At 64.8% G+C, this 19,610-nt stretch carries 22 protein-coding genes; 12 read left to right on the top strand and 10 right to left on the bottom strand.

Going from position 1 to position 19,610, the window contains the following annotated elements:
- Positions 1-49 precede the first annotated feature (49 nt).
- Positions 50-1,054, bottom strand: a complete 1,005-nt coding sequence (gap, locus tag VI340_RS13350) for a type I glyceraldehyde-3-phosphate dehydrogenase (RefSeq protein ID WP_008307604.1) — start codon at positions 1,052-1,054, stop codon at positions 50-52.
- A 200-nt stretch (positions 1,055-1,254) separates the two neighbouring features.
- Here gap and VI340_RS13345 point away from each other — a divergent pair, with 200 nt between their 5' ends.
- Complete coding sequence (locus VI340_RS13345; RefSeq protein WP_004590910.1) at positions 1,255-1,641, top strand: Hsp20/alpha crystallin family protein; 387 nt, start codon at positions 1,255-1,257, stop codon at positions 1,639-1,641.
- A gap of 56 nt (positions 1,642-1,697) precedes the next feature.
- On the opposite strand, the gene VI340_RS13340 is transcribed toward VI340_RS13345, so the two are convergent.
- Positions 1,698-2,561: an ATP-grasp domain-containing protein gene (locus VI340_RS13340; protein WP_336358522.1), complete on the bottom strand. Its 864-nt coding sequence runs from the start codon at positions 2,559-2,561 to the stop codon at positions 1,698-1,700.
- 189 nt (positions 2,562-2,750) lie between these two features.
- On the opposite strand from VI340_RS13340, the gene VI340_RS13335 reads away from it, so the two are divergent.
- Positions 2,751-3,185 carry a universal stress protein gene (locus VI340_RS13335; RefSeq protein ID WP_336329374.1) on the top strand — a complete coding sequence of 145 codons (435 nt, stop codon included), beginning with the start codon at positions 2,751-2,753 and terminating at the stop codon, positions 3,183-3,185.
- 78 nt (positions 3,186-3,263) lie between these two features.
- Here the strand turns inward: VI340_RS13335 and VI340_RS13330 are convergent, their stop codons facing one another.
- Positions 3,264-3,797, bottom strand: a complete 534-nt coding sequence (locus VI340_RS13330) for a 50S ribosomal protein L16 (protein ID WP_336329373.1) — start codon at positions 3,795-3,797, stop codon at positions 3,264-3,266.
- A gap of 230 nt (positions 3,798-4,027) precedes the next feature.
- Here VI340_RS13330 and VI340_RS13325 point away from each other — a divergent pair, with 230 nt between their 5' ends.
- Together VI340_RS13325 and VI340_RS13320 are read left to right on the top strand one after the other, a co-directional pair.
- Positions 4,028-5,026, top strand: a complete 999-nt coding sequence (locus VI340_RS13325; RefSeq protein ID WP_336358521.1) for a glutathione S-transferase family protein — start codon at positions 4,028-4,030, stop codon at positions 5,024-5,026.
- Positions 5,027-5,134: 108 nt separating this feature from the next.
- Positions 5,135-5,608, top strand: coding sequence for a type IV pilin (locus VI340_RS13320; RefSeq protein ID WP_008307620.1), 474 nt, complete (start codon positions 5,135-5,137; stop codon positions 5,606-5,608).
- Positions 5,609-5,643: 35 nt separating this feature from the next.
- Here the strand turns inward: VI340_RS13320 and VI340_RS13315 are convergent, their stop codons facing one another.
- A complete protein-coding gene (locus tag VI340_RS13315) occupies positions 5,644-6,696 on the bottom strand; it encodes a TrmB family transcriptional regulator (protein ID WP_008307622.1) in 1,053 nt (350 codons plus the stop codon).
- A gap of 171 nt (positions 6,697-6,867) precedes the next feature.
- Here VI340_RS13315 and VI340_RS13310 point away from each other — a divergent pair, with 171 nt between their 5' ends.
- Positions 6,868-8,886: a glycoside hydrolase family 15 protein gene (locus VI340_RS13310; protein ID WP_336358520.1), complete on the top strand. Its 2,019-nt coding sequence runs from the start codon at positions 6,868-6,870 to the stop codon at positions 8,884-8,886.
- 141 nt (positions 8,887-9,027) lie between these two features.
- Here VI340_RS13310 and VI340_RS13305 read toward each other — a convergent pair whose 3' ends face one another.
- Together VI340_RS13305 and VI340_RS13300 are read right to left on the bottom strand one after the other, a co-directional pair.
- On the bottom strand, positions 9,028-10,194 hold the full coding sequence (locus tag VI340_RS13305) for an ABC transporter ATP-binding protein (RefSeq protein ID WP_008307624.1): 1,167 nt from the start codon (positions 10,192-10,194) through the stop codon (positions 9,028-9,030).
- A 92-nt stretch (positions 10,195-10,286) separates the two neighbouring features.
- Positions 10,287-12,386, bottom strand: coding sequence for an alpha-amylase family glycosyl hydrolase (locus tag VI340_RS13300; protein ID WP_336358519.1), 2,100 nt, complete (start codon positions 12,384-12,386; stop codon positions 10,287-10,289).
- Positions 12,387-12,598: 212 nt separating this feature from the next.
- Between VI340_RS13300 and VI340_RS13295 the strand changes: the two genes are divergently transcribed.
- The 3 genes from VI340_RS13295 to VI340_RS13285 are packed head-to-tail and all read left to right on the top strand — an operon-like array spanning position 12,599 to position 15,924.
- On the top strand, positions 12,599-13,873 hold the full coding sequence (locus VI340_RS13295; protein WP_336358518.1) for an extracellular solute-binding protein: 1,275 nt from the start codon (positions 12,599-12,601) through the stop codon (positions 13,871-13,873).
- A gap of 9 nt (positions 13,874-13,882) precedes the next feature.
- Entirely contained in the window at positions 13,883-14,845 is a 963-nt protein-coding gene (locus tag VI340_RS13290; protein WP_336358517.1) for a carbohydrate ABC transporter permease, read from the top strand.
- The gene (locus VI340_RS13285) at positions 14,845-15,924 is read left to right on the top strand and encodes a sugar ABC transporter permease (RefSeq protein WP_008307631.1); all 1,080 of its coding nucleotides are present in this window, start codon (positions 14,845-14,847) and stop codon (positions 15,922-15,924) included. Before VI340_RS13290 ends, VI340_RS13285 begins: the two co-directional genes overlap by 1 nt.
- On the opposite strand, the gene VI340_RS13280 is transcribed toward VI340_RS13285, so the two are convergent.
- A complete protein-coding gene (locus VI340_RS13280) occupies positions 15,921-16,520 on the bottom strand; it encodes a DUF4864 domain-containing protein (RefSeq protein WP_008307633.1) in 600 nt (199 codons plus the stop codon). The genes VI340_RS13285 and VI340_RS13280 overlap by 4 nt on opposite strands.
- Before the next feature lie 80 nt (positions 16,521-16,600).
- Entirely contained in the window at positions 16,601-17,308 is a 708-nt protein-coding gene (locus tag VI340_RS13275; protein WP_336329367.1) for a nucleotidyltransferase family protein, read from the bottom strand.
- Between the two features lie 75 nt (positions 17,309-17,383).
- On the opposite strand from VI340_RS13275, the gene VI340_RS13270 reads away from it, so the two are divergent.
- The 3 genes from VI340_RS13270 to VI340_RS13260 all read left to right on the top strand — a co-directional run bounded on the left by VI340_RS13270 (position 17,384) and on the right by VI340_RS13260 (position 18,624).
- On the top strand, positions 17,384-17,542 hold the full coding sequence (locus VI340_RS13270) for a hypothetical protein (RefSeq protein WP_008307637.1): 159 nt from the start codon (positions 17,384-17,386) through the stop codon (positions 17,540-17,542).
- Positions 17,543-17,583: 41 nt separating this feature from the next.
- Complete coding sequence (locus VI340_RS13265) at positions 17,584-17,769, top strand: hypothetical protein (protein WP_008307638.1); 186 nt, start codon at positions 17,584-17,586, stop codon at positions 17,767-17,769.
- 111 nt (positions 17,770-17,880) lie between these two features.
- Positions 17,881-18,624 (top strand): DUF429 domain-containing protein, encoded by a 744-nt coding sequence (locus VI340_RS13260; RefSeq protein WP_008307640.1) that lies wholly within the window; start codon positions 17,881-17,883, stop codon positions 18,622-18,624.
- Positions 18,625-18,745: 121 nt separating this feature from the next.
- On the opposite strand, the gene VI340_RS13255 is transcribed toward VI340_RS13260, so the two are convergent.
- Positions 18,746-18,940 carry a cold-shock protein gene (locus tag VI340_RS13255; RefSeq protein WP_004515391.1) on the bottom strand — a complete coding sequence of 65 codons (195 nt, stop codon included), beginning with the start codon at positions 18,938-18,940 and terminating at the stop codon, positions 18,746-18,748.
- A gap of 2 nt (positions 18,941-18,942) precedes the next feature.
- Positions 18,943-19,137: a cold-shock protein gene (locus VI340_RS13250; RefSeq protein ID WP_004515390.1), complete on the bottom strand. Its 195-nt coding sequence runs from the start codon at positions 19,135-19,137 to the stop codon at positions 18,943-18,945.
- A 220-nt stretch (positions 19,138-19,357) separates the two neighbouring features.
- Between VI340_RS13250 and VI340_RS13245 the strand changes: the two genes are divergently transcribed.
- A complete protein-coding gene (locus VI340_RS13245; protein ID WP_336358516.1) occupies positions 19,358-19,603 on the top strand; it encodes an ATP-binding protein in 246 nt (81 codons plus the stop codon).
- Positions 19,604-19,610 lie beyond the last annotated feature (7 nt).

Here is a 19,610-nt window from a genome sequence, read left to right as displayed (position 1 = left end):
ACTTTCCTTCTATTTTGACCAGTTCCTGAATAAAACGGCCGGGCGACGACTACTCCGTGATGTACTCGGCCACGTCGAGCATCCGGTTCGAGAAGCCGTACTCGTTGTCGTACCAGGTGAGGATCTTCGTCATCCCGGAGACGACGTTCGTCGACTGCAGGTCGACCTGCGTGGAGTACGGGTCCCCGAGGATGTCCGAGGAGACGACGTCGTCGCTCGTGACGCCGAGCACGCCTTCGAGTTCGCCGGCAGCGGCCTCCTCGAAGGCGGCGTTGACGTCGCTCTCCGTCACGTCGTCGTCGAGGTCGACGACGAACTCGGTGATGGAGCCGTTCGGCACCGGGACACGGATGGCCATCCCGTCGAGTTTGCCTTCAAGCTCGGGCAGGACCTCGGTGGTCGCCTGCGCGGCACCGGTCGAGGTCGGGATGATGTTCTCGGCGGCCGCGCGGCGACGGCGGGGCTTGCCGTTCGGGCCGTCCATCAGGTTCTGCGAGCCGGTGTAGGCGTGGACCGTCGTCAGCTGGCCGGCGTTGATGCCGAACTCCTCGTCGAGGACCTTCGCGACCGGTGTGATGGAGTTGGTCGTACAGGAGGCGTTCGAGACGACGTCTTCGCCGTCGTACTCGTCGTGGTTGACGCCGTAAACGAGCTGTTTGACCGGCTCGTCGCCCTTCGGCGGCGCGGAGATGAGGACCTTGTCGGCCCCGGCGTCGAGGTGCTGGCTCGCGTCCTCCTTGGTGCGGAAGATGCCGGTCGCCTCGAAGGCCACGTCGACATCGAGGTCGTCCCACGGGAGCTGTGTGGGATCTGTTTCGTGGAAGATGCCTGCTTCGAAGTCGGTCCCCTCGACCGTGAGGACGCCGTCGTCGACGCTGGCCCCTTCGAGTTCGCCCATGACGGTGTCGTACTGGGCGAAGTAGTCGATCTCAGAGTCATCCATCACATCGTTGATACCGACGACTTCGACGTTGTCGTTGTGTAACGATGCGCGGAATACGTTGCGGCCGATACGGCCGAAGCCGTTGAGGCCGACGCGGACTGGCTCACTCATTGGTGTCTAGAGAGGCAGTCGGTCAGTGTAAAGTGTTTTCGGATTTGTTGTAAATTTGTGTTTGTTTATGCGCGTTCGAGTGCGAATGATTAATAGTGAAGGTGACCGTTCGTGTGAGAGTACCCGCTCGACGGCGTCTGTAACAGGTACTATATTCGTCCGAAGGCTTTTGAAACGGACGGGCGTACTGGTCTATAGGAATGAGACGCGATGACAGTGACGACCCGTTCGACGAGTTCTTCCGGGAAATAGAGCGGATGATGGACGAGATGATGGGGGCCGAAGGCGACGTCCACATCGACCGGGACACCGGTGGCGGTGGGGCCGACCTCCACGTCGACGTTCACGAAACCGACGAGGAGATCCGGGTCGTCGCCGACGTTCCGGGCGTCGACAAGGACGCAATCGACCTCAAGTGCGACGGCACTGTCCTCACGATCAACGCCGAAAGTCCGGAGCGCGAGTACCACGAACGACTGACCCTGCCGACCCGCGTCGACGAACACTCAGCCGCCGCGACGTACAACAACGGCATCCTCGAAGTCACCTTCGACCCCGAAGAGGACTCCGCCGACATCGAACTGTAGCGCGCCCAATACACGGTTCTGGTTTTCTGCGTGCCAGCAACAGCACGCTTGCACTGCTACTGTTCAGCCGTTTGCCGTATCAACGCCGCCAGATCGTCCCAGAAGCCGTCCTCGTACTTCGTCGCCGAGTCGATGGTCGGCCGGGCGTTCGTCTCGTTGACCACTGCGCGGTCCTCGGTCACCAGCAGGTCGACGCCGAGGTACGGAATCTCCAGTTCGTCGGCCGCGTCTTCGGCCAGTTCCCGTAGCGCCGCTGGCAGTTCCTGCCCTTCGGCTTCGGCCCCGCGGTGAACGTTGTGTTTCCACCGGCCCTGCTCGCGGCTCGCTTCGGGGAGTCGGCGCTCCACCGCGCCGACGTACTCGCCGTCGACGACCATCACGCGGTAGTCGGCGGCGTCGGCGACGGACTCCTGAACGAGAAACGACTGGTCGCCGACCGCGCGGTAGTCGTGGACCAGATCGAGGTAGTCGACGATGCCGAGAAACGAATCCAGATCGTGGGCCTTGGCCACGCCGACGCCGCGGGTCGTCGAGTTCGGCTTCACGACCACGGGCGGGTCGAACCGCTCGAAGGCCGCCGTTAGCTCGGCCTCGCTCGCCGGGTTCGACACGACGACAGTCTCGGGAACGGGGACGTCTGCACGGCCGAGACGCGCCAGCACGTCGGCCTTGTTCCGCGAGCGGAGGATGGCCTCGCGGTCGTTGACCCACGGCACGTCCAGCATGGCGTCGGCGACCGCTCCCTCCATGATTCGGGAGGGGTAGACGAAGCCCACGTCGTACGCGTCGAAGGGACGCTCGTCGAGCGCCAGCGTCCGCTCGGCTGTCTTGACGTGGCCCACCTCGATGTCACGGGCCGCCAGCGGCCCCTGCATCCGCTCGAAGGTCTCGGCGTTCGTGGCGACGGCCAGCCTGTGCATAGCTTGCAGTTGTCGTGGAGGGATAAAACACGCTCGCAGCCGCTCTCGGCACACGATGACCGGACTCTGCTGCGCGTCGCGTACCTATTCTCGCTAGCCACAGAATTGCAGCGTATAATGGATGAATACGCAACTATTGGCGGAAATGACAGATAAGCGCTAAGTATGTCCGGGAATAATAGACCACGCGTGTACGACGACATTCTCTTCCCGACGGACGGCAGTGACGGCGCGGACGAAGCGCTTGCACACGCGCTCGAACTGGCAGAGACGCACAACTCGACGATTCACGTTCTCTCTGTCGTCGACTCGACCTATCTCGGAAGCGCCGCAGCAGAAGCGACGACCATCGAATCGCTGCAGGAACAGACCGAGCAGGTCGTCGACGAGACGGTCGACGATATCGCTGACCACGGCACGGCTGTCGTCGCCGAGCGCCGAATGGGTGATCCCTACGAGGAGATCCTCGACTACGCCGAGACTGCGGGCGTCGATATGATCGTCATGGGAACCCACGGCCGGAGCGGCCTGGACCGGTTTCTACTGGGGAGCGTCACCGAGAAGGTCGTTCGGACGGCGGACGTGCCTGTTCTCACTGTGCGTCTCTCGGACGGCGAGCCGTAGCCGGGCCTGTCGAGACGAGCACTGACCGGTAGCAGTGCAACCGCTACGGCTATTCGAACGGTGGAAAAGACGCGAGGCCTACGCGATCAGCTTCTCTTCGCCGCGTTCGACCTTGATGCGGCAAGAGGGCGTGATCTTGTTGTAGGCGCGGCGGAACGCTTCCTTGACGTGCTCTGCGTCCTCGACGTTGACGTAGGCGGTAAACAGTCGCTCGCCGGCCTGAACGCGGGCGGCGGTGCCGACAATCTTCCCGAAGGCGGCGCGCATCCCGTCAGAGACACGGTCGGCCCCGGCACCGGTCGCCTGCTTGTTCTCGCGCAGGACCTGGTGGGGGAACTTCCGGAGGGTCATCTTGTAGTCGCCCTCTTCGCCGAGCTCCTTGATCATGTGGCGGTTGGCCGACAGGCGGGAAGCCTCCAGCGAGCCGTGACGGAGCTGGACGGTCTCCTCGACGATGAGGCTGATCTGGACGGGGTAGTCGTCGGCGTCCTTCTGCTTGCGGCCCATCTTGTGCTGTGCGATCTTCGACCCGGGAATGCCTGTGATGTATTCGCGTCGGGTGTACGCGGGCTTGTCGATGTCCCGGTACATTGAGGCGGGTTTGTCCGACATAGGTACTCTTGGAGAATACGTCGCCGAGCGGCCCAATAAGGGCTTCGAACCCGCCCGGCGGCGTGCCGTGGTGTCCCATACACCGGCCCGCGACCGCCAGCGGCCCCGGACTGACCGTTGCTGTCGTTGCTGGAGTCCCTGCTCTCGGTAGCGTCGGGAACATCGGTGTTGGACCGGTAACACCGCTGTCACCGCGCTCTTTTACCACTCGCGCGCGTACGACTGTTACCATGAATATGCTCGTCGACGGCGAGTGGCGGACTGACGCGTACGAAACGACAGACGAGGACGGGGCTTTCGACCGGCAGGACACCACCTTCCGAGACCGGGTCGAGGACGACCCCGACGCGCGGTTCCAGCCCGAGGCGGGCCGGTATCACCTGTATGCCTGTCGCGCCTGCCCGTGGGCCCACCGGATTCTGGTCGCTCGAAAGCTCCTGGGCCTGGAAGACGCCATCACCGTCGACTACGTGGACCCGTTCCGCGCCGAAGGTGGCTGGCAGTTCACGCCAGACAAGGCCGGCTGCACGCCGGATACGGTCAACGGATCGGACTACCTCCGCGAGGTCTACGTCGCGGCCGACTCCGACGCGACCTGCCGCGTGACGGTCCCGGTGCTCTGGGACAAACAGGAGGAGACAATCGTCAACAACGAGTCCGAGGAGATCCTCAGGATGCTCGACACTGAGTTCGACGACGTGGCCGACAACGACGTCGACCTCTACCCCGAAGGCTATCAGGACGAGGCCGACCGGATCATCGACGACATCTACGAGCCCATCAACAACGGCGTCTACCGCTGTGGCTTCGCGAACAGCCAGTCGGCCTACGACGAGGCCGTCGCGGAGCTGTTCGACGCCCTGGACCACTGGGACAGCGTGCTCGAAGACCAGCGCTTCCTCGCCGGCGACCGCCTGACCGAGGCGGACATCTGTATGTTCACGACGCTCGTGCGCTTCGACGAAGTGTACCACACCCACTTCATGTGCAACCACAAGCTCATCCGCGAGTACGACAACCTCTGGCCGTACCTCCGGGACCTCTACCAGCTCCCCGGCGTCGCCGAGACGGTGAACATGGACCACATCACGGAGCACTACTACACCACCCACCCCGACGTGAGCCCGAAGCGCATCGTCCCGATGGGGCCCGACCCCGATTTCGAGGCCGACCACGACCGCGACGAACTGCCGGGCGACCTCCCCGAAACGCTACTTCCGACGGCGTAACCGGGCCGTTTCGCGGCCGGATATCGAACGCTGAGTCGACGCTGTTCCTTTTATATACCCAGTTCTCACCTGTGTTCAATGAGTCGGGTAGACGGGCGAAGTCGGGCCGTGAGCCCAGTCATTGGCGTCGTTATCCTCGTCGGAATTGCTGCAATTCTCGCTGCCACCATCGGTGTGTTCGCGCTCGGCTTCAGCGAGCAGCGACCCACGCAGGCACCGCAGGTCGCTATCGTGGCCGACTACAGCGAGCGGACTACCGGCAATGGGGAGTATCTGAATCTCAGCTTCGAAAGCGGCGAAACCGTCTACCGGGACAACCTCACTGTCGTCGTCTCCGGTGCCAGGAGTTCCGACGGCAGCGACGTGACGCTTGACACCGACCCGATACAGGCACAGGCCTCGACGCGGATTACGTCGGGGACAGAAATCACGATCCATCGTGGACAGTTCTCCGGTATCACGACTGGGGAATCTCTGGACCTGAGCGACGCGACGCTTCGACTCGTCTGGGCTCCCGTGGACGAACCGGAGTCGGAAACGTACGTCATCTATCGCTGGCCGGACCCGAGCCAGCGCAACTGAACGGCTGTTTTGCCTCCGCTGTCGGACTGCTCTCTTCACTCGGCCAGCGAGAGCGTGACTTCGTCGGTTTCGTAGTCCTCGATGAACGACCCGGAGCCGCCCAGCGAGACAGTCCGGTCGCCGATATCGACGACTAGCGTGTGTTCGATGGGGTAGGAGTTGGTCTGTGGCTCGGCGACGCCCTGTTTCGTCTCGACGACGGTCCCCTCGATGGTGGTGGTGTCGTCGTCGGCCTGTACCGCTCGTACTTCTGCGGAGACGTGGATGTCGTGCCCGGCGCGCAGATGGAGCGTCGCCTGGAGGACGGCGTGGCGGAAGTCGTGGTAGGTGGCGGGGAGCGGGGCCGGGTCGGTGACGGTCTCCTCGGTGGCCATCAGCCAGTAGTTCCCGAGGAACGACCCCGACAGCACGGGGACGAGCTGTTGCTGGACGAAGGCGATAGCGCGCTGGTCGGAGTTGGTGCGTGTCACCATCTCCGCTGGGGAGACGAGGCCGAACTGGGCGTCGACGGTGAGCATAATCGGCATCGGCTGGTTCCAGGACCGGACCACGGAGGCCAGCCCGCGCACGTCGTCCGGCTCCAGGCCGTCGGCGCTGCTGACGACCAGCATCACGAGGACGCCGCGGTCGACGGCCGCGACCAGTTCCTCCGAGATCTCCGGGAGGTACTGCTGGGGAACCGACAGCATGATCTCCCGTTCCGCGTTTCTGATGTACTCCGTGAGCCGCTTGATGACTGTCACCCGGGACTTGATGACGTCGAACTGCTGTGGTTCCCGCGCACTCGCCGAGTATCGGGAATCGAGCGCCCCACTCATCTCTTCGAGCCGGTCGGTCAGGGCGTCGATGACTTCCTCGGGCGGCCGGGCGCGTATCGTCGTGGGCACGACGTGGTCGTTGACCTCGATGAACCCCCGGTCTTCGAGCGATTCACTGATGCTGTAGACGTACCGTTTTGAGACGCCGGTGTCGTCGGCGATTTCGCTGGCCGTGGCCTCGCCGCTGCCGAGAATCGACAGGTACGTGTCGACTTCCTTCTCCGACAGGCCCAGTTGCCCCAGCCTGTCCCTGAGAGTCGAATCGTCCATCTGTTCACATCTGGTACCGGCGGCGGATAACTGTGTTTCGGTGCTGTGTGGCCCGCCAACGCCCCCGAAGCCGCCCAATGGGCCGTATCGTCGACTGGCCCACACCGCGCTCACAAGAATGAAAAACTATTACACCATATTTTATATCCCCCGCAGTGGTGTCTCTCACCAATGACGCTCCGGACGGCACTTAACGACTTCAAGCGGACCCGGGACCGCCGCCACCAGTTCCCGGGCGAGTTCCGCTCTACGACGGGCACTTTCTCCGGACTCGACAGCCGGTTGGTGCACGTCGACAGCGATGGCTCGCTGCGGGACTACTCCTATCCGCTGTGTGGGCTCACGGGGATCGACCGCTCTCGGTTCGGCATCGACACGGGTTCGACGACGTGGTTCAGCGCCGACGCCGACCAGCGGTATCGCGGTGACGCCGGCGTCGTCGAGACCATCCACGACTGCGGCGACTGGGCCGTCGTCCAGACGGACTGCACTATCGAGCAGGCCCACGTCACCCGGTTCGAACTTCGCGGCGACGCACCCGCCGACGTGTCGCTTCGGGCGTTCGTCGATTTCGCACCTGACGGGCGGGACGGCCGACAGAGCCTGCTGATGCACGGAAACACCGTCGAGGCCTACCATCGCTCCGAACACGACTTCGTCGGCGTCTCTACCGAACTCGACGCCGTTCAGGGCCAGATTCCCGAGCGGTTCCCCGAACTCGTCGACAGTGAGCCGGTCTCGTTCCCCCGAGCGACAGGGGAACGACGGTACGAGGACACGACGCTGACTGGTGGTGTCCTGCTGTCCGCGCCGTTCGTCGACGGGGGCGTCACGCTGACCACGCTGCTGACGGACACGAACGATATCGGCCGTGACGCGGCGCTGTCGACCATCGACCGGCTGGTGAGCGACCATTACACCTCGGAGACGCTACTCGAAGCGGGCCAGGCACAGCGGCGATGGAGCGTGCCCGCGGACACGCCGAACCGCGAGAGCGTCGTGGCCGACCTTCGCGTCCTCTCGCTGCTTTCGGCCGCGAACGGGGCCAGAATCGCCGCGCCGGACTTCGACCCGTACTACGTCACCTCCGGCGGGTACGGGTACACATGGTTCCGCGACGACGCCGAGATTTCGGCGTTCCTGCTCGAAGCTGACGGGACGTTCGACCTCGGACTACAGTCGTGGCACCGGCGCTCCGCCGCGTTCTACTGTCGCACCCAGCAACCGGACGGTAGCTGGCCCCACCGGGTCTGGCCCGGCGACGAGACGCTCGCGCCGGGCTGGGCGAACGCTCGGCTCGAGAGCGGTTCGGACGCGGACTACCAGGCCGACCAGACCGCGAGCGTCACCACCTTCCTCGCGACGTACCTTCGAACCGGCGAGCCGGCGAATCCGGAGTGCATCGAAGCCACGCTCGGGCGCGCCGTCGAGAGCATCGACGACACGCTGGCCGACGACGGCCTCCCCATCGCCTGCCAGAACGCCTGGGAGAACATGCAGGGTCGGTTCACGCACACCGCTGCGACCTTCCTGCACGCCTACGCGGCCGTCGCCCGCGCACCGGTCTCCGCCGCGCTCCGGGACCACGCCCGGTCACAGGCCGAAACAGTGCTGTCAGCCCTTGATGCGCTGTGGACCGGTGACCGCTACGCCCTTCGCGAACACGACGGAGCCATCGACGACCGACTGGACTCCGCGACGCTGGCTCTCCCTGCGGCCTGTCGTGTCGCTGCAGAGGCCATCGACCTGCCGGCGGAGACCCGCGACCGGCTCTGTACCCACGTCGAGACGACACTCGACGGGCTGGAACGGGACACCGGCGACATCCGGGGTCTCATCCGCTTCGAGGGCGACGACTGGCGGCGCGGCTCGCAGGACCGCGAGAAAGTCTGGACCGTCTCGACGGCGTGGGGCGCAAACAGTGCCGCCCAGCTGGGTGCGCTCCTGCGTGACGCCGACGACAGCCGAGCGACGGCGGCCTACGGCCGCTCCCGGGACCTGCTGGACGAGATCCTTCCCGGCGGCTCGCTCGTCCAGTCCAGCGGCTACCTTCCCGAGCAACTGTTCGACGACGGGACGCCGGACTGTGGCACGCCGCTCGGCTGGCCCCACGCGCTCCGGCTGGCAACCGTCGCCCACCTCGCTGACGCCGGGGAGCTCACTGCCGAGCCGCTGAGCGCCCGCGAGTAAACTGCCGAGCCGCTGAGCGCCCGCGAGTGGTTTTTTACGGACCGCGCTGCTCGCGCACTCGCAAACGTAGCGGATGGCCGTAGGGACTCTATAACTGGTCGAAAACAGTGACTACGCCCGGACGTGGACACTGCCTATCCCTTACTGCGGTGCTGCGACGGGCGCGTCCTCGCCGGCTGTAACCGTCTCGCCGGTCCCCGGGTCGAACAGATGGACAGCGGATTCGTCGAACGACACCTGCACGCGGTCGCCGATGGCCGGCTCTACGTCGGTGCTCACCCTGGCGATGAAATCCGGCGCACCGTCGCCCTCGAACCCGGTTTTCGATTCGCCCAGATCGAGATAGAGGTAGTTGTCGCTACCGATGGGCTCGAGCACGTCGACCGTCGCCGGAACGGCGTTCTGGTCGCCGCCGTCGCTGACGGAGACGTGTTCCGGTCGGATACCCAGCACGTACGAACCGCCTTCGATGTCGCCGAAGGCACTGGCACGGCCGCCCGTGAGGTCGTAGGAGAAGTCGTCGTGAGCACCGGTGAGCCGGATGCCGCTGCCGAGTGGCTCCGCGGTCACGTCGAGGAAGTTCATCGAGGGCGAACCGACGAAGCCGCCGACGAACTGGTTCGTCGGGTTCTCGTACACCGTCTTCGGCCGACCGGCCTGCTGGAGCTCCCCGTCGTTGAGGATGACGATGCGGTCGCCCATCGTCATCGCTTCCTCCTGGTCGTGGGTGACGTAGACGGCTGTGATGCCGAGTTCCTCCTGCAGGCGCTGGATTTCCGTCCGCATCGTCGTCCGGAGCTTCGCGTCGAGGTTCGACAGCGGCTCGTCGAAGAGGAACACGTCCGGCTCCCGGACGATGGCGCGCCCGAGCGCGACCCGCTGTTTCTGCCCGCCGGAGAGCTGGTCCGGCGTGTCATCGAGCAAGTCCCCGATACCCATCATCTCCGCCGTCTCGGTGACTCGCTCCTCGCGCTCTTCCTTCGAGAGGTCCGTGCTCATCCGGAGGCCGAAGGCCATGTTCTGGCGGATGGACTTGTGCGGGTACAGCGCGTAGTTCTGGAACACCATCGCCACGTCGCGCTTGCGGGCGTGGACGTCCGTCACGTCCTCGTCGCCGATACGGATACGACCGCTCGTCGGCCGTTCAAGCCCGGCAATCATCCGTAGCGTCGTCGATTTCCCACACCCCGACGGGCCGACCACCGTTACGAACTCCCCGTCGTCGATGGACAGGTCGACGTCGTCGACCGCCACGATGGAGCCACCGTCGAACTCCTTCCGGAGACCGTCTAGTTCGAGACTCGCCATTACACAGAGTCTCACACCCATCGCTAATAAGTTTGATGGGATTTTTCATAGAAGTTCTAGCAAAGTTCAGTCGGTCGTGAAACTGAGTGCCGTCAGTGACCGCTCGCCGGCGGTATCACGACGACATCTCCGACCTCGACCGCCCCGCCGCTATCGACCGGGTCGCCGCTGAGAAGGTTGGTGTCCCCGACTGGAGTGTCGAGCGAGACGGTCGCCGTGCCGTCGCCGAAGTGTAGCACGACCACGAGCCTTTCATCGCCGTCGGTGCGCTCGTACGCGACGATGCTGTCCGCATCGCCCGTTTCGACGGTGTGTGGAACCGGGCGTATCCCGGGCGAGCGCAGTGCGGCGTGGTCCGCTCGGAGGGCCGCCAGTCGCCGGTGGAAGTCGGTCAGTGCGTTGTCGCCGTCGTGCCAGCGCATCGTTCCGCGCTGCTGTTCGACGCCCCGTTCCTGGCCGGCGTATATCATGGGTGTTCCAGGCAGGGTGAACGTGGCCCCGACGGCCGCCCGCAGTGACGCGGCCCCGCACTCGTCGAGATAGCGGTCCTCGTCGTGGTTGTCGACGTATCGCATATGCGCCGTGCGGTCGGGGTAGCCGTGTTCGACCGTCGCGTCGAGCGCCTCAAACAGCGCCGACGCCGGTTCCTCGCCGGTCCCGATGTCCCGGAGCGTGTCGAACAGGTCCGTGTCGTAGTGGACGTCGAACTCGTTTTCGGCGAAGGCAGCGTCGCGCGGGACCGTCTCGTCGAGCAGCAGGAACTCGGGGTCGTCGGCTTTCACCCGCTCCCGGACTTCCTTCCAGAACCCGTGTGGCACGCCCCAGGCGACGTCACAGCGGAACCCATCGACCACGTCGCGCCACTCGTCTACCACATCGAGCATCCAGCGCCGCACCGCGAGCGAGTCGTAGTTGAGGTTCGGGATTCGCGTCCAGTTGAAGTAGTAGCCCGGCGCGTCCTCGCCAGCCCAGTCGATATCGGAGACGTCCTGTGACGCCGGGATTCGCTCGTAGTGGTCGGCGTACTCGGGGACACCGGCCCGGTGGAGCTGGAAGGCCGGGTGGTCCCGCGAGCTGTGGTTGATGACCAGGTCGAAGACGACCCGAATCCCCGCGTCGTGGAGCCGGTCGACCAGCGATTCGAACTCCTCGCGTGTTCCCAGGTCTGTGGCGGTGTCGAAGAAGTCAGTGATGTGGTAGCCGTGCCGGGTCGGACTCGCCTGGACGGGCGTGAGCCACACCACGTCGACGCCCAGCGACTCGATGTACGGGACCCGCTGCTCGATGGCCTCGAAGCTCGTGTCGACGGTTTCGCCGGCGAACGACCGGACGAATATCTCGTAGATGGTGGCGTCACCGGCCCAGTCCGGCGGGTCGGCGGGCCGTGACACGGTCACTGTGCCGTCTGCGGTCGCGTTTCCGGTTCCACTGTCGCGTTCCACGACCAGCGTGTCCGCGACGCTGTGGCGCTCAGCGACGGCGACGGCGTGAATCCGGGTCGTTTCGGGTAGGGCTTCGTGTGGTACCCGGAGTTCGTCGCTGCCGATGGTCACAGCCGACTCTTCCAGCGTGTCGCGGCCGTCGAGATAGAATTCGACCTCCGGCTCGCTCCCCGACGGGGCCGCGCGGGCGTCCGCGGAGACGACGAGGCCCCCGTCCTCCGTCTGACTGGTGAGTTCGACTCGTGGGCGTCCCGGTCCCTCGACAGTGACCTCGTCGGTCGCGGTCGATTCGAAGGAGCCGTCGAAACTGAAGATGGCGTGGTGGGTCCCCGGCGGGAGTTCTGTCTCGATGACCCACTCGTCGCCGTCGCGCTCGGCCCAGTGGGTGCCCATCGTGAAATCGTTGAACTTCCCGATGACGATGGCGCGGTCGGCGACGGCGAGGTCGTCGGTACCGCCGTCGCAGTCGAAGTCCGCCGCCGTGACGCTGAACCGGGCCGTCTCGGTGATGCTTGGGAACGCCCGGACGACTTGCTCGTGTGTGCCGTCCGGTGCGGTTACCGCCGCTCGGTAGACGCCCGGCACGTCGGGTTCGAGGTGACAGACCGGGCCGTCGCCGAGCGCTGCCGTACTCGCCGCTGGCCGCTCGACTAACCGCCACTCGGCAGCCATGCCGGGGTCGGGCTGACGCGGGGCCAGTTCGACCGATTCGCCGACGGTGGCGAACCGTGGCGGGCCTGGATGGTGCATACGCCTACGGTACAGGGTCGGTACTGTGAGTGTTACGTTTCGCGCTGAATTTTAGAAAGAATATTACTTCGTTTGTTCTACCGCACCCAGTTTGCTGAAAACCGATACACGGAGAAGCGACTCCACGCCGATTCTCGAAATCTATCATCATTGTCTCCTTCTATTTCCGAATGATTTAAGTTATGAAGGACTATTTCATCCCATATCTATCCATGACAATGGAACGACGGACGGTGCTCAAACGGATCGGCGGTGTCGGGGCGGCTACGGCCTTGGCTGGCTGTAGTGTGCAAGAGCAGGGCAGTGGCGGCTCGGAGGGGGAAACGGCTTCCGGTGACGGCGATGGGTCAGGCGGCGGGAGTCAGCAGTCCGGCGGGACCGCGACGGCGTGGTACCAGCTTCAGGACTCGGAGATACCCGCACGCGAGGCCGCGATGGAGTCGTTCGCGAGCGAGACGGAGTTCGGCGTCGAGGGCTCGGACATCTCCAACATGGAAAAGAAGACCACGAGCGCGATTCCGGCCGGGCAGGGGCCGGAGATCTTCGAGTGGGCACACGACTGGGTGGGCGACTACTACCAGCGGGAGTTCGTCGTCGACCAGTCCGAGGAACTCTCCGTGAGCCTCGACCAGTTCACGGACGCCGCCGCCTCCGCCGTCCAGTTCGACGACGCCGTCGTCGGCCTCCCGCACTCGGCGGAGACGGTGACGCTCATCTACAACGCGGACATCGTCGACGAAGCGCCCGAGACCATCGACGACATGGTGGCGGCGATGGAGGCGTACCACGACCCCGACAAGAGCCAATACGGCCTCGCCGCGCCGTTCGACCCGTACTTCACGAGCGGCTGGATACAGGCCTTCGGCGGCTACTACTTCGACCCCGAGCAGGACCCGGTGCTCGGGCTGGATGCCGACGAAGCCATCGAAGGGCTCCAGTTCGCGCTCGACACCCTCCGTCCGTACATGCCCGACGACCCGAACTACGAACCGCAGGCCGCGACGTTCTCGGAGGGGAACGCCGCCTTCGCGGTCAACGGGCCGTGGTACCTGCCGACGCTGAACCAGAGCGACGTGAACTACGAGGTGGCGACGTTCCCTGCCATCGACGGCGGCGAAGCGACGCCGTACACCGGCATCTCGATGTGGTACTTCGCGGACGCGATGAGCGAGGGCGGAGCCGACGCCACGGCCGCCCGGAACTTCGTCGAGTGGTTCGCCACCAACGAAGACCACGCCACGCGACTCGCTCAGGAGCAGGGCGCGATTCCGGTGCTCGACAGCCTCGTCGGCAGCGACGAACTCCCCGACCACGTCCAGACGTACTCCCAGACCGTCAGCCAGGGGGTCCCGATGCCGACCGACCCGCGCATGAACAAGGTGTGGTCGCCGCTTGAGAACGCCCTCATCGAGGCGTTCAACGGCGACGCGAGCGCCGAGGATGCGCTGACAACCGCCGCCGAGGAAATCCGCAGCAACTGGGAGTGAGAAACGCCCATGAGTACGGTTTCACGGGCGGCGGACCGCATCGAGTCGGTCCCGTTTCTGACGCGGGACGACGCGTCGTTACTGCTAGTGCTCCCGGGGCTGTTCGTCTTCTCGGCGTTCATGCTGTTCCCGGTGCTGTACCTGCTGGGAATCTCGTTTACGAACGCAGATCCGGCGAACCTGTTCGCCGGCGAGGGCGTCGTCGCCGTGCTCACGTTCGGCGACGCGCTGTTCGTCGGGCTAGAGAACTACGCCGACGTGCTGACCGACGGCCAGTTCTGGAACTCCTTCGGCGTCACCTGGCTGTTCGTCGCTACGAGCGTCACGCTCAAAATCGGGGCGAGCCTGGCCATCGCGCTTATCGTGACCAGTGAACTCGTCCGCGGCAAGCGCGTCCTGCGCTCGCTCATCATCTTCCCGATGGGCCTGCCGCCGATTTTCACCATCACGGTGTGGCGCGGCATCTTCAGCTCCGCCGAATTCGGGCTGATGAACCAACTGCTGACCGCGTTTGGGGCGAGTTCGGTCGCGTGGCTCTCGGGCCGCTGGACCGCCTTCGTCGCGTACAACGTCACGGAGGCGTGGCTGGCGTACCCGTTCATGGTCATCATCACCGTCAGCGCACTCCAGGACGTGCCCGAAGAACTCCACGAGGCGGCCGTCGTCGACGGCGCGGGGTTCCTCGCACGCTTCGCTCATATCACGCTGCCGTCGATCAAACGGCCAGTACTGTTCGCGTCGATTCTGACCTCCGCGGCGTCGTTCCAGCAGTTCCTCATCCCGTTCGTGTTCAACCAGGGCGGCCCGGCACGGGCGAACGAACTCATCGTCGTCTACGGCTATCGTGAGGCGCTGTCGTTCCAGCAGTACGGCCGCGGTGCGGCCATCAGCATCATCGCGCTCGTGTTCATCGGCGCGTTCATGTGGCTCAACGTCAAGAAAGGCAAACTCGCCGACGGGGTGAACGACTAATGCTCCTCGGTGCAATCGCCAGAAAGCTCGGCAACGACATCAAGACGTTCGCGACGATGCCCGCGCGGACGGTCCGCAAGTGGTCCTACACCGTACAGGCCGTCCGTCGGGGCGAACTGCCCGCGTCCGAAGTCCTGAAGGTCATTCTCTCGACCATCGGTGCGACGCTGGTCGTGCTGGCACTGCTCTTCCCGATCTACTGGATTCTGATGGCGGCCCTCTCCGGCTCCGGAAGCTCGCTGTACACGTCCGAGAGCTTCTCGCTGTTTCCCACTAATCCGACGGTCAAACCGTTCATCTGGGTTATCGGTGACCTCATCGTGCCGTCGTACTCGATCTCCGCCGCCATCCCGTTCACCGACCTTGCCTTCGTGTTCCAGACGCCGGGCATCGAGATTCTCGACGCGTCCGACTACGGCGTCGACCGCCCCTCGGAGTTCAAGCACTTCCTCTGGAACAGCCTCATGGTGGCGATTCCCACCGTGCTGATCGCGATGTCGCTCATCATTCCGGCGGCCTATGCCCTCTCGCGGCGAGAGTTCCTCTTCCGCCGGAAGATCCTGTTCCTCTACGTCCTGATGACACAGGTCGGAGGCGGTCTCGGCGTTGCCCTGCTCATCGGGATGTACGCGCTGTACGTCCAGTTCGGCATTAACGACAGCAAACTGGCGCTTGCGGTGTACTACGCGGCGACTGCCGTGCCGTTCAACACCTGGCTGCTGAAGACGTACATGGACGGCATCCCGGTCTCCTACGAGGAGGCCGCCGTCGTCGACGGCGCGCCGCCGTGGCGGGTCGTCACCGAGGTCATCATCCCGATGTCGACCGCCGGGCTGGCGACGGTGTTCATCTTCGTCTTCCTTACCGGGTGGACGGAGTTCGTCGTCGCACAGACCCTGCTGGGGACGGAGAACTACACGCTGCCGGTCGGCCTGTACGCAATGGTCGACGAGTACTCCATCCCGTGGGCGCGGTTCTCCGCGTTCGCGCTCACCTTCGCCTCGCCGATCATGCTGGCGTACCTGTTCGCCCAGCGCTACATCGAGGGCGGCCTCTCCTTCAGCGGGATGGAAGGCTAAGCTGGCGCGACGCCCGTCGTCATCCAGCACCCCTCGTAGGGCGCTTCGGTCTGCTTTTCGACCGTCCACTGGTAGCTCGTCGTCGTTCCGTTCCCATCGACGACCGTCACTGGCTGTGACGCGGTGTCGCCGTCGCGGTCCAGCGGTCCGTACCGCACGCCTGTCGCGTTCAGGAGCGGCTCGAACCCACTTTCGATAGTCCGGACGAAGTTCGAATACGGTCCCGTCAGGTCCCGGTTCGACGGCGACGCGAACTGCCAGGTCGTGTTGATGCCCTCGTTCGTCGCCGGGTCGTTGTTCTGGAGCGCCAGCACCTGAATGTGGACGACCAGCGCCGGCGGCCGCTCGCAGTTCGGTCGCAGTTCGAGGACCCGCGGCTGTGTCACCGCCGATCTGTTGGTGTCGACGGAGACGTTGCCCCAGTAGCTCCCCTCGCCTGTCGTCTCGACTGCTCGCGTCTCGTCCGTCGGCACGTCGGCGGGCGTTATCGTCGCTTCCGACCCTGCCGAGTCGCCACCACCGAAAAACGCACCGCAGCCCGCCAGTGCGACGACCGCGGCAAGTGCGACGAGCGCCAGCGGCCGAACGGCTGTCATACCCCTGTCTTGGGGTGACGCTCCTTCGATGTTCCGTCGCCGCGTCCGTGCGCTGTTTCGCTTGGCAGCGGTCGATGCCGTCAGCCGAGCCGTTCCTCGACCGCGTCGATGTCGCTCGGTTCGTTGACGTTGTGACACCACCCGTCGAGTTCGACCGCCTCGACGCGGTGGCCGGCGCTCAGTAACAGGTCGATTGCGTCGGGGAGTTCGTACTCGCCCCGCTCGGAAGGTCGCGTCAGCGCGCAGGCGTGGCCGACGGCCGGCTCGAACACGAAAAAGCCTCGCGTGACCATCGTCGACGGCGGGTCCGACGGCTTCTCGACGAGACCGGTCACCCGGTTCTCGTCGTCCGTCGTGACGACACCGGTCGTCTTGGCTTCGGCCCGCGACACGTCCTCGACGAGCAGCGTCGCGCTGGCGTCGGTCTCGCGGTGGCGCTCGATGGCCCCGTCGAGATTTGCCCGGCAAACGTTGTCGCCGTTCAGCACGACGAAGGTCCCGTCGACGGCCGAGCGGGCCTGTTCGAGCGCGTGGGCCAGTCCTAACTGTTCGTCCTGCCGGACGTACGCTATCGGGGTGTCCCGATACCGCTCACCGTAGCGAGCTACGATGTCATCGCCGCGGTAGCCGATGACGACGACCAGGCGGTCGACGCCGACTGACAGCAGCGTGTCGAAACAGTGTGTCAGCAGCGGCTTTCCGGCCACCTCGACCAGTCCCTTCGGCTTGTCCGCAGTGAGCGGTCGCATCCGCGTCCCTTCGCCGGCAGCGAGTACGACGCCGTCCATATCCGGCCCCACGCTTGCACCGGCTAAATGCCTGTGGGCGAGCGGGTTTTGTCCGTGGCCAGCCAACCTTGACGCATGGCTGAGGAGTGTGACACCTGCGGCCGGTCGGTCACCGTCGATGAGGCGGTCCGCCGGGAGACGTTCGGTGACCTCGACAACGACCGCTGGCAGACGCTGTGCTGTCCGGACTGCGGTGCGCGGCTCCGGACGATATTCGTCGGGCCGGACTCCTGACGGGGAAAGAGACAGGTAGCAGCAGTGTGTGACTCTGACGCATGGAAGACGAAGCGTGGCGCTCGGTCGACATCATCCGGGACAACGACGGCGTACCGCACGTCCTCCAACAGAAGCTGCTGGTGTTCACAAGCGGTGTCTCCGAGGAATCCGCCGGCTACACGAAGCCGGCGATGGAACACCGGCTAGTGCCGCTCAAGGAACTCACGAAGTTCGGGCAGTCGTAACGAACAGCCGCCGGAACAGTCTGCGCCGCGGCCGATAGCTCGGGTGCTGGACCGGTTGGACAACGAACACCTCGGGATACACTTTTGCGCCTATCCGAACGAGTATCGATAATGGCGGAACCGCTGTACGTCGGTGTCGACCGGAGCGACGAGTCCTGGGTCGCTGTGGCGCTCACCGGCGACGGGTTCGACCACGCATCGGTGTTCGACAGTATCGGCGAGTGCTGGTCAGCGTACGAGGAGCGCGCTCGGCTGATTCTGGTCGGAGTGCCGATTGGGCTCGTGGAATCCGGTGATCCGGACCGCCGGTGTGACGAACTCGCCCGGTCGGTGCTCGGCGAGCGGAGCGCGGCGGTTCGCACGCCGCCGGTACGAGAAGCGACCCGGAAACAGCGCTACTCGACGGCCAACCGCGTCCACAAGCGCAAGACCGGACAGAAACTCTCCGAGCGGGCGTTCGCACGCAGCGACAGCCTCGCCCGGGTCGACGAACTCCTGCAGGAACTGCCCGAGGCTGCCGCAGCCATCCGGGAATCCCACCCGGAGGTCTGTTTTCGAGCCTTCGGTGGCGAGCCGCTTAGCTACTCGAAGCGCACCGCCGGGGGATACGCCGAGCGGATGCGGGTTTTGGCCCACTACGACCGCGACGCCGCCCCGACGGTCCAGAAAGCCGCCGAAGCGACCGGCGGCGCGGCGGTAGCCGTTCACGATGTGCTGGACGCCGTCGCTCTCGCGTACACAGCACAGCCGGGCGACGGGGAGTTGTACACGCTGCCGCCCGAGCCGCCGCGAGATGCGGCGGGGCTGCCGATGGAGATCGTCTATCGGGCGGCGTCGCCACTGATCACGTCGTGACGTGTCTCGGCGAGCGCCGTCGCTCGTCGTGAGTTATGTGCATGCCAGCGACACTGCCGTGTACGCTACACCGCGACCGCTGACAAGTGATTATAGTGCTAGACTGTAGACAGAAGCCGTCTTACAGTCGCGTGAGGTTGGTCGCACGCGGACCCTTGTCCGCCTGCTCGATGTCGAACTCGACTTCCTGCCCCTCTTCGAGGTCAGGGCCGCCGACGTCTTCCATGTGGAAGAAGACGTCTTCGTCCGCATCGTCGGTTTCGATGAAGCCGTAACCACCAGTGTCGTTGAAGAAGTCGACAGTGCCTTCCGCCATTGTTAGAGCCGTGTGACGTTGTTGGCGCGCGGACCCTTGTCCGCCTGCTCGATGTCAAATTCGAGCTCCTGTCCTTCCTCGAGGTCCGGGCCGCCGATGTCTTCCATGTGGAAGAAGACGTCTTCGTCCGCGTCCTCAGTGTCGATGAAACCGTAACCGCCAGTGTCGTTGAAGAAATCAACCGTTCCTTTCGCCATTGCAACCAAAGAGATGCCAGCACCACGGATAACAGTGTCGGTACGATGCTCTGGTGGGAAACTGATCTATCCGGCCGCTGTCTGGCGATTATGGAGTGTGTAATACTGGCATGCCACATACGCAGTCGTCTCTCCAATCTAGCTGGAGACGCTCCGGTGTCACGTTCGGTCTTACCGTCTCACTAACCGAATGGAACCAGCCGGAACCCCAATCGTAACTATGCACCGTGGCGCACGGGACCGTCTCGTCGATGACGGGCCGGGGATTCCCGACGACCGGTGTGACAGCGTTTTCGACCCGCGGGCGGGCGACACGCACGGTGGCGGACTCCATCTCGTCGAGACGCTCGTTACGAGCTTCGGCGGCGAGATCTATCTCGCCGACGCCGCCAGCAAACCCGACACGACCATCCCCGACACCGACTTCGACGGCGCACACTTCGTCGTCGAACTCCCACGGGCATGACACCAGT

This window comes from Haloarcula sp. CGMCC 1.6347, from assembly GCF_037078395.1.
GTDB classification, from domain to species: Archaea; Halobacteriota; Halobacteria; order Halobacteriales; family Haloarculaceae; genus Haloarcula; species Haloarcula amylolytica.
This window is presented reverse-complemented; position numbering and strand designations above follow the sequence as displayed.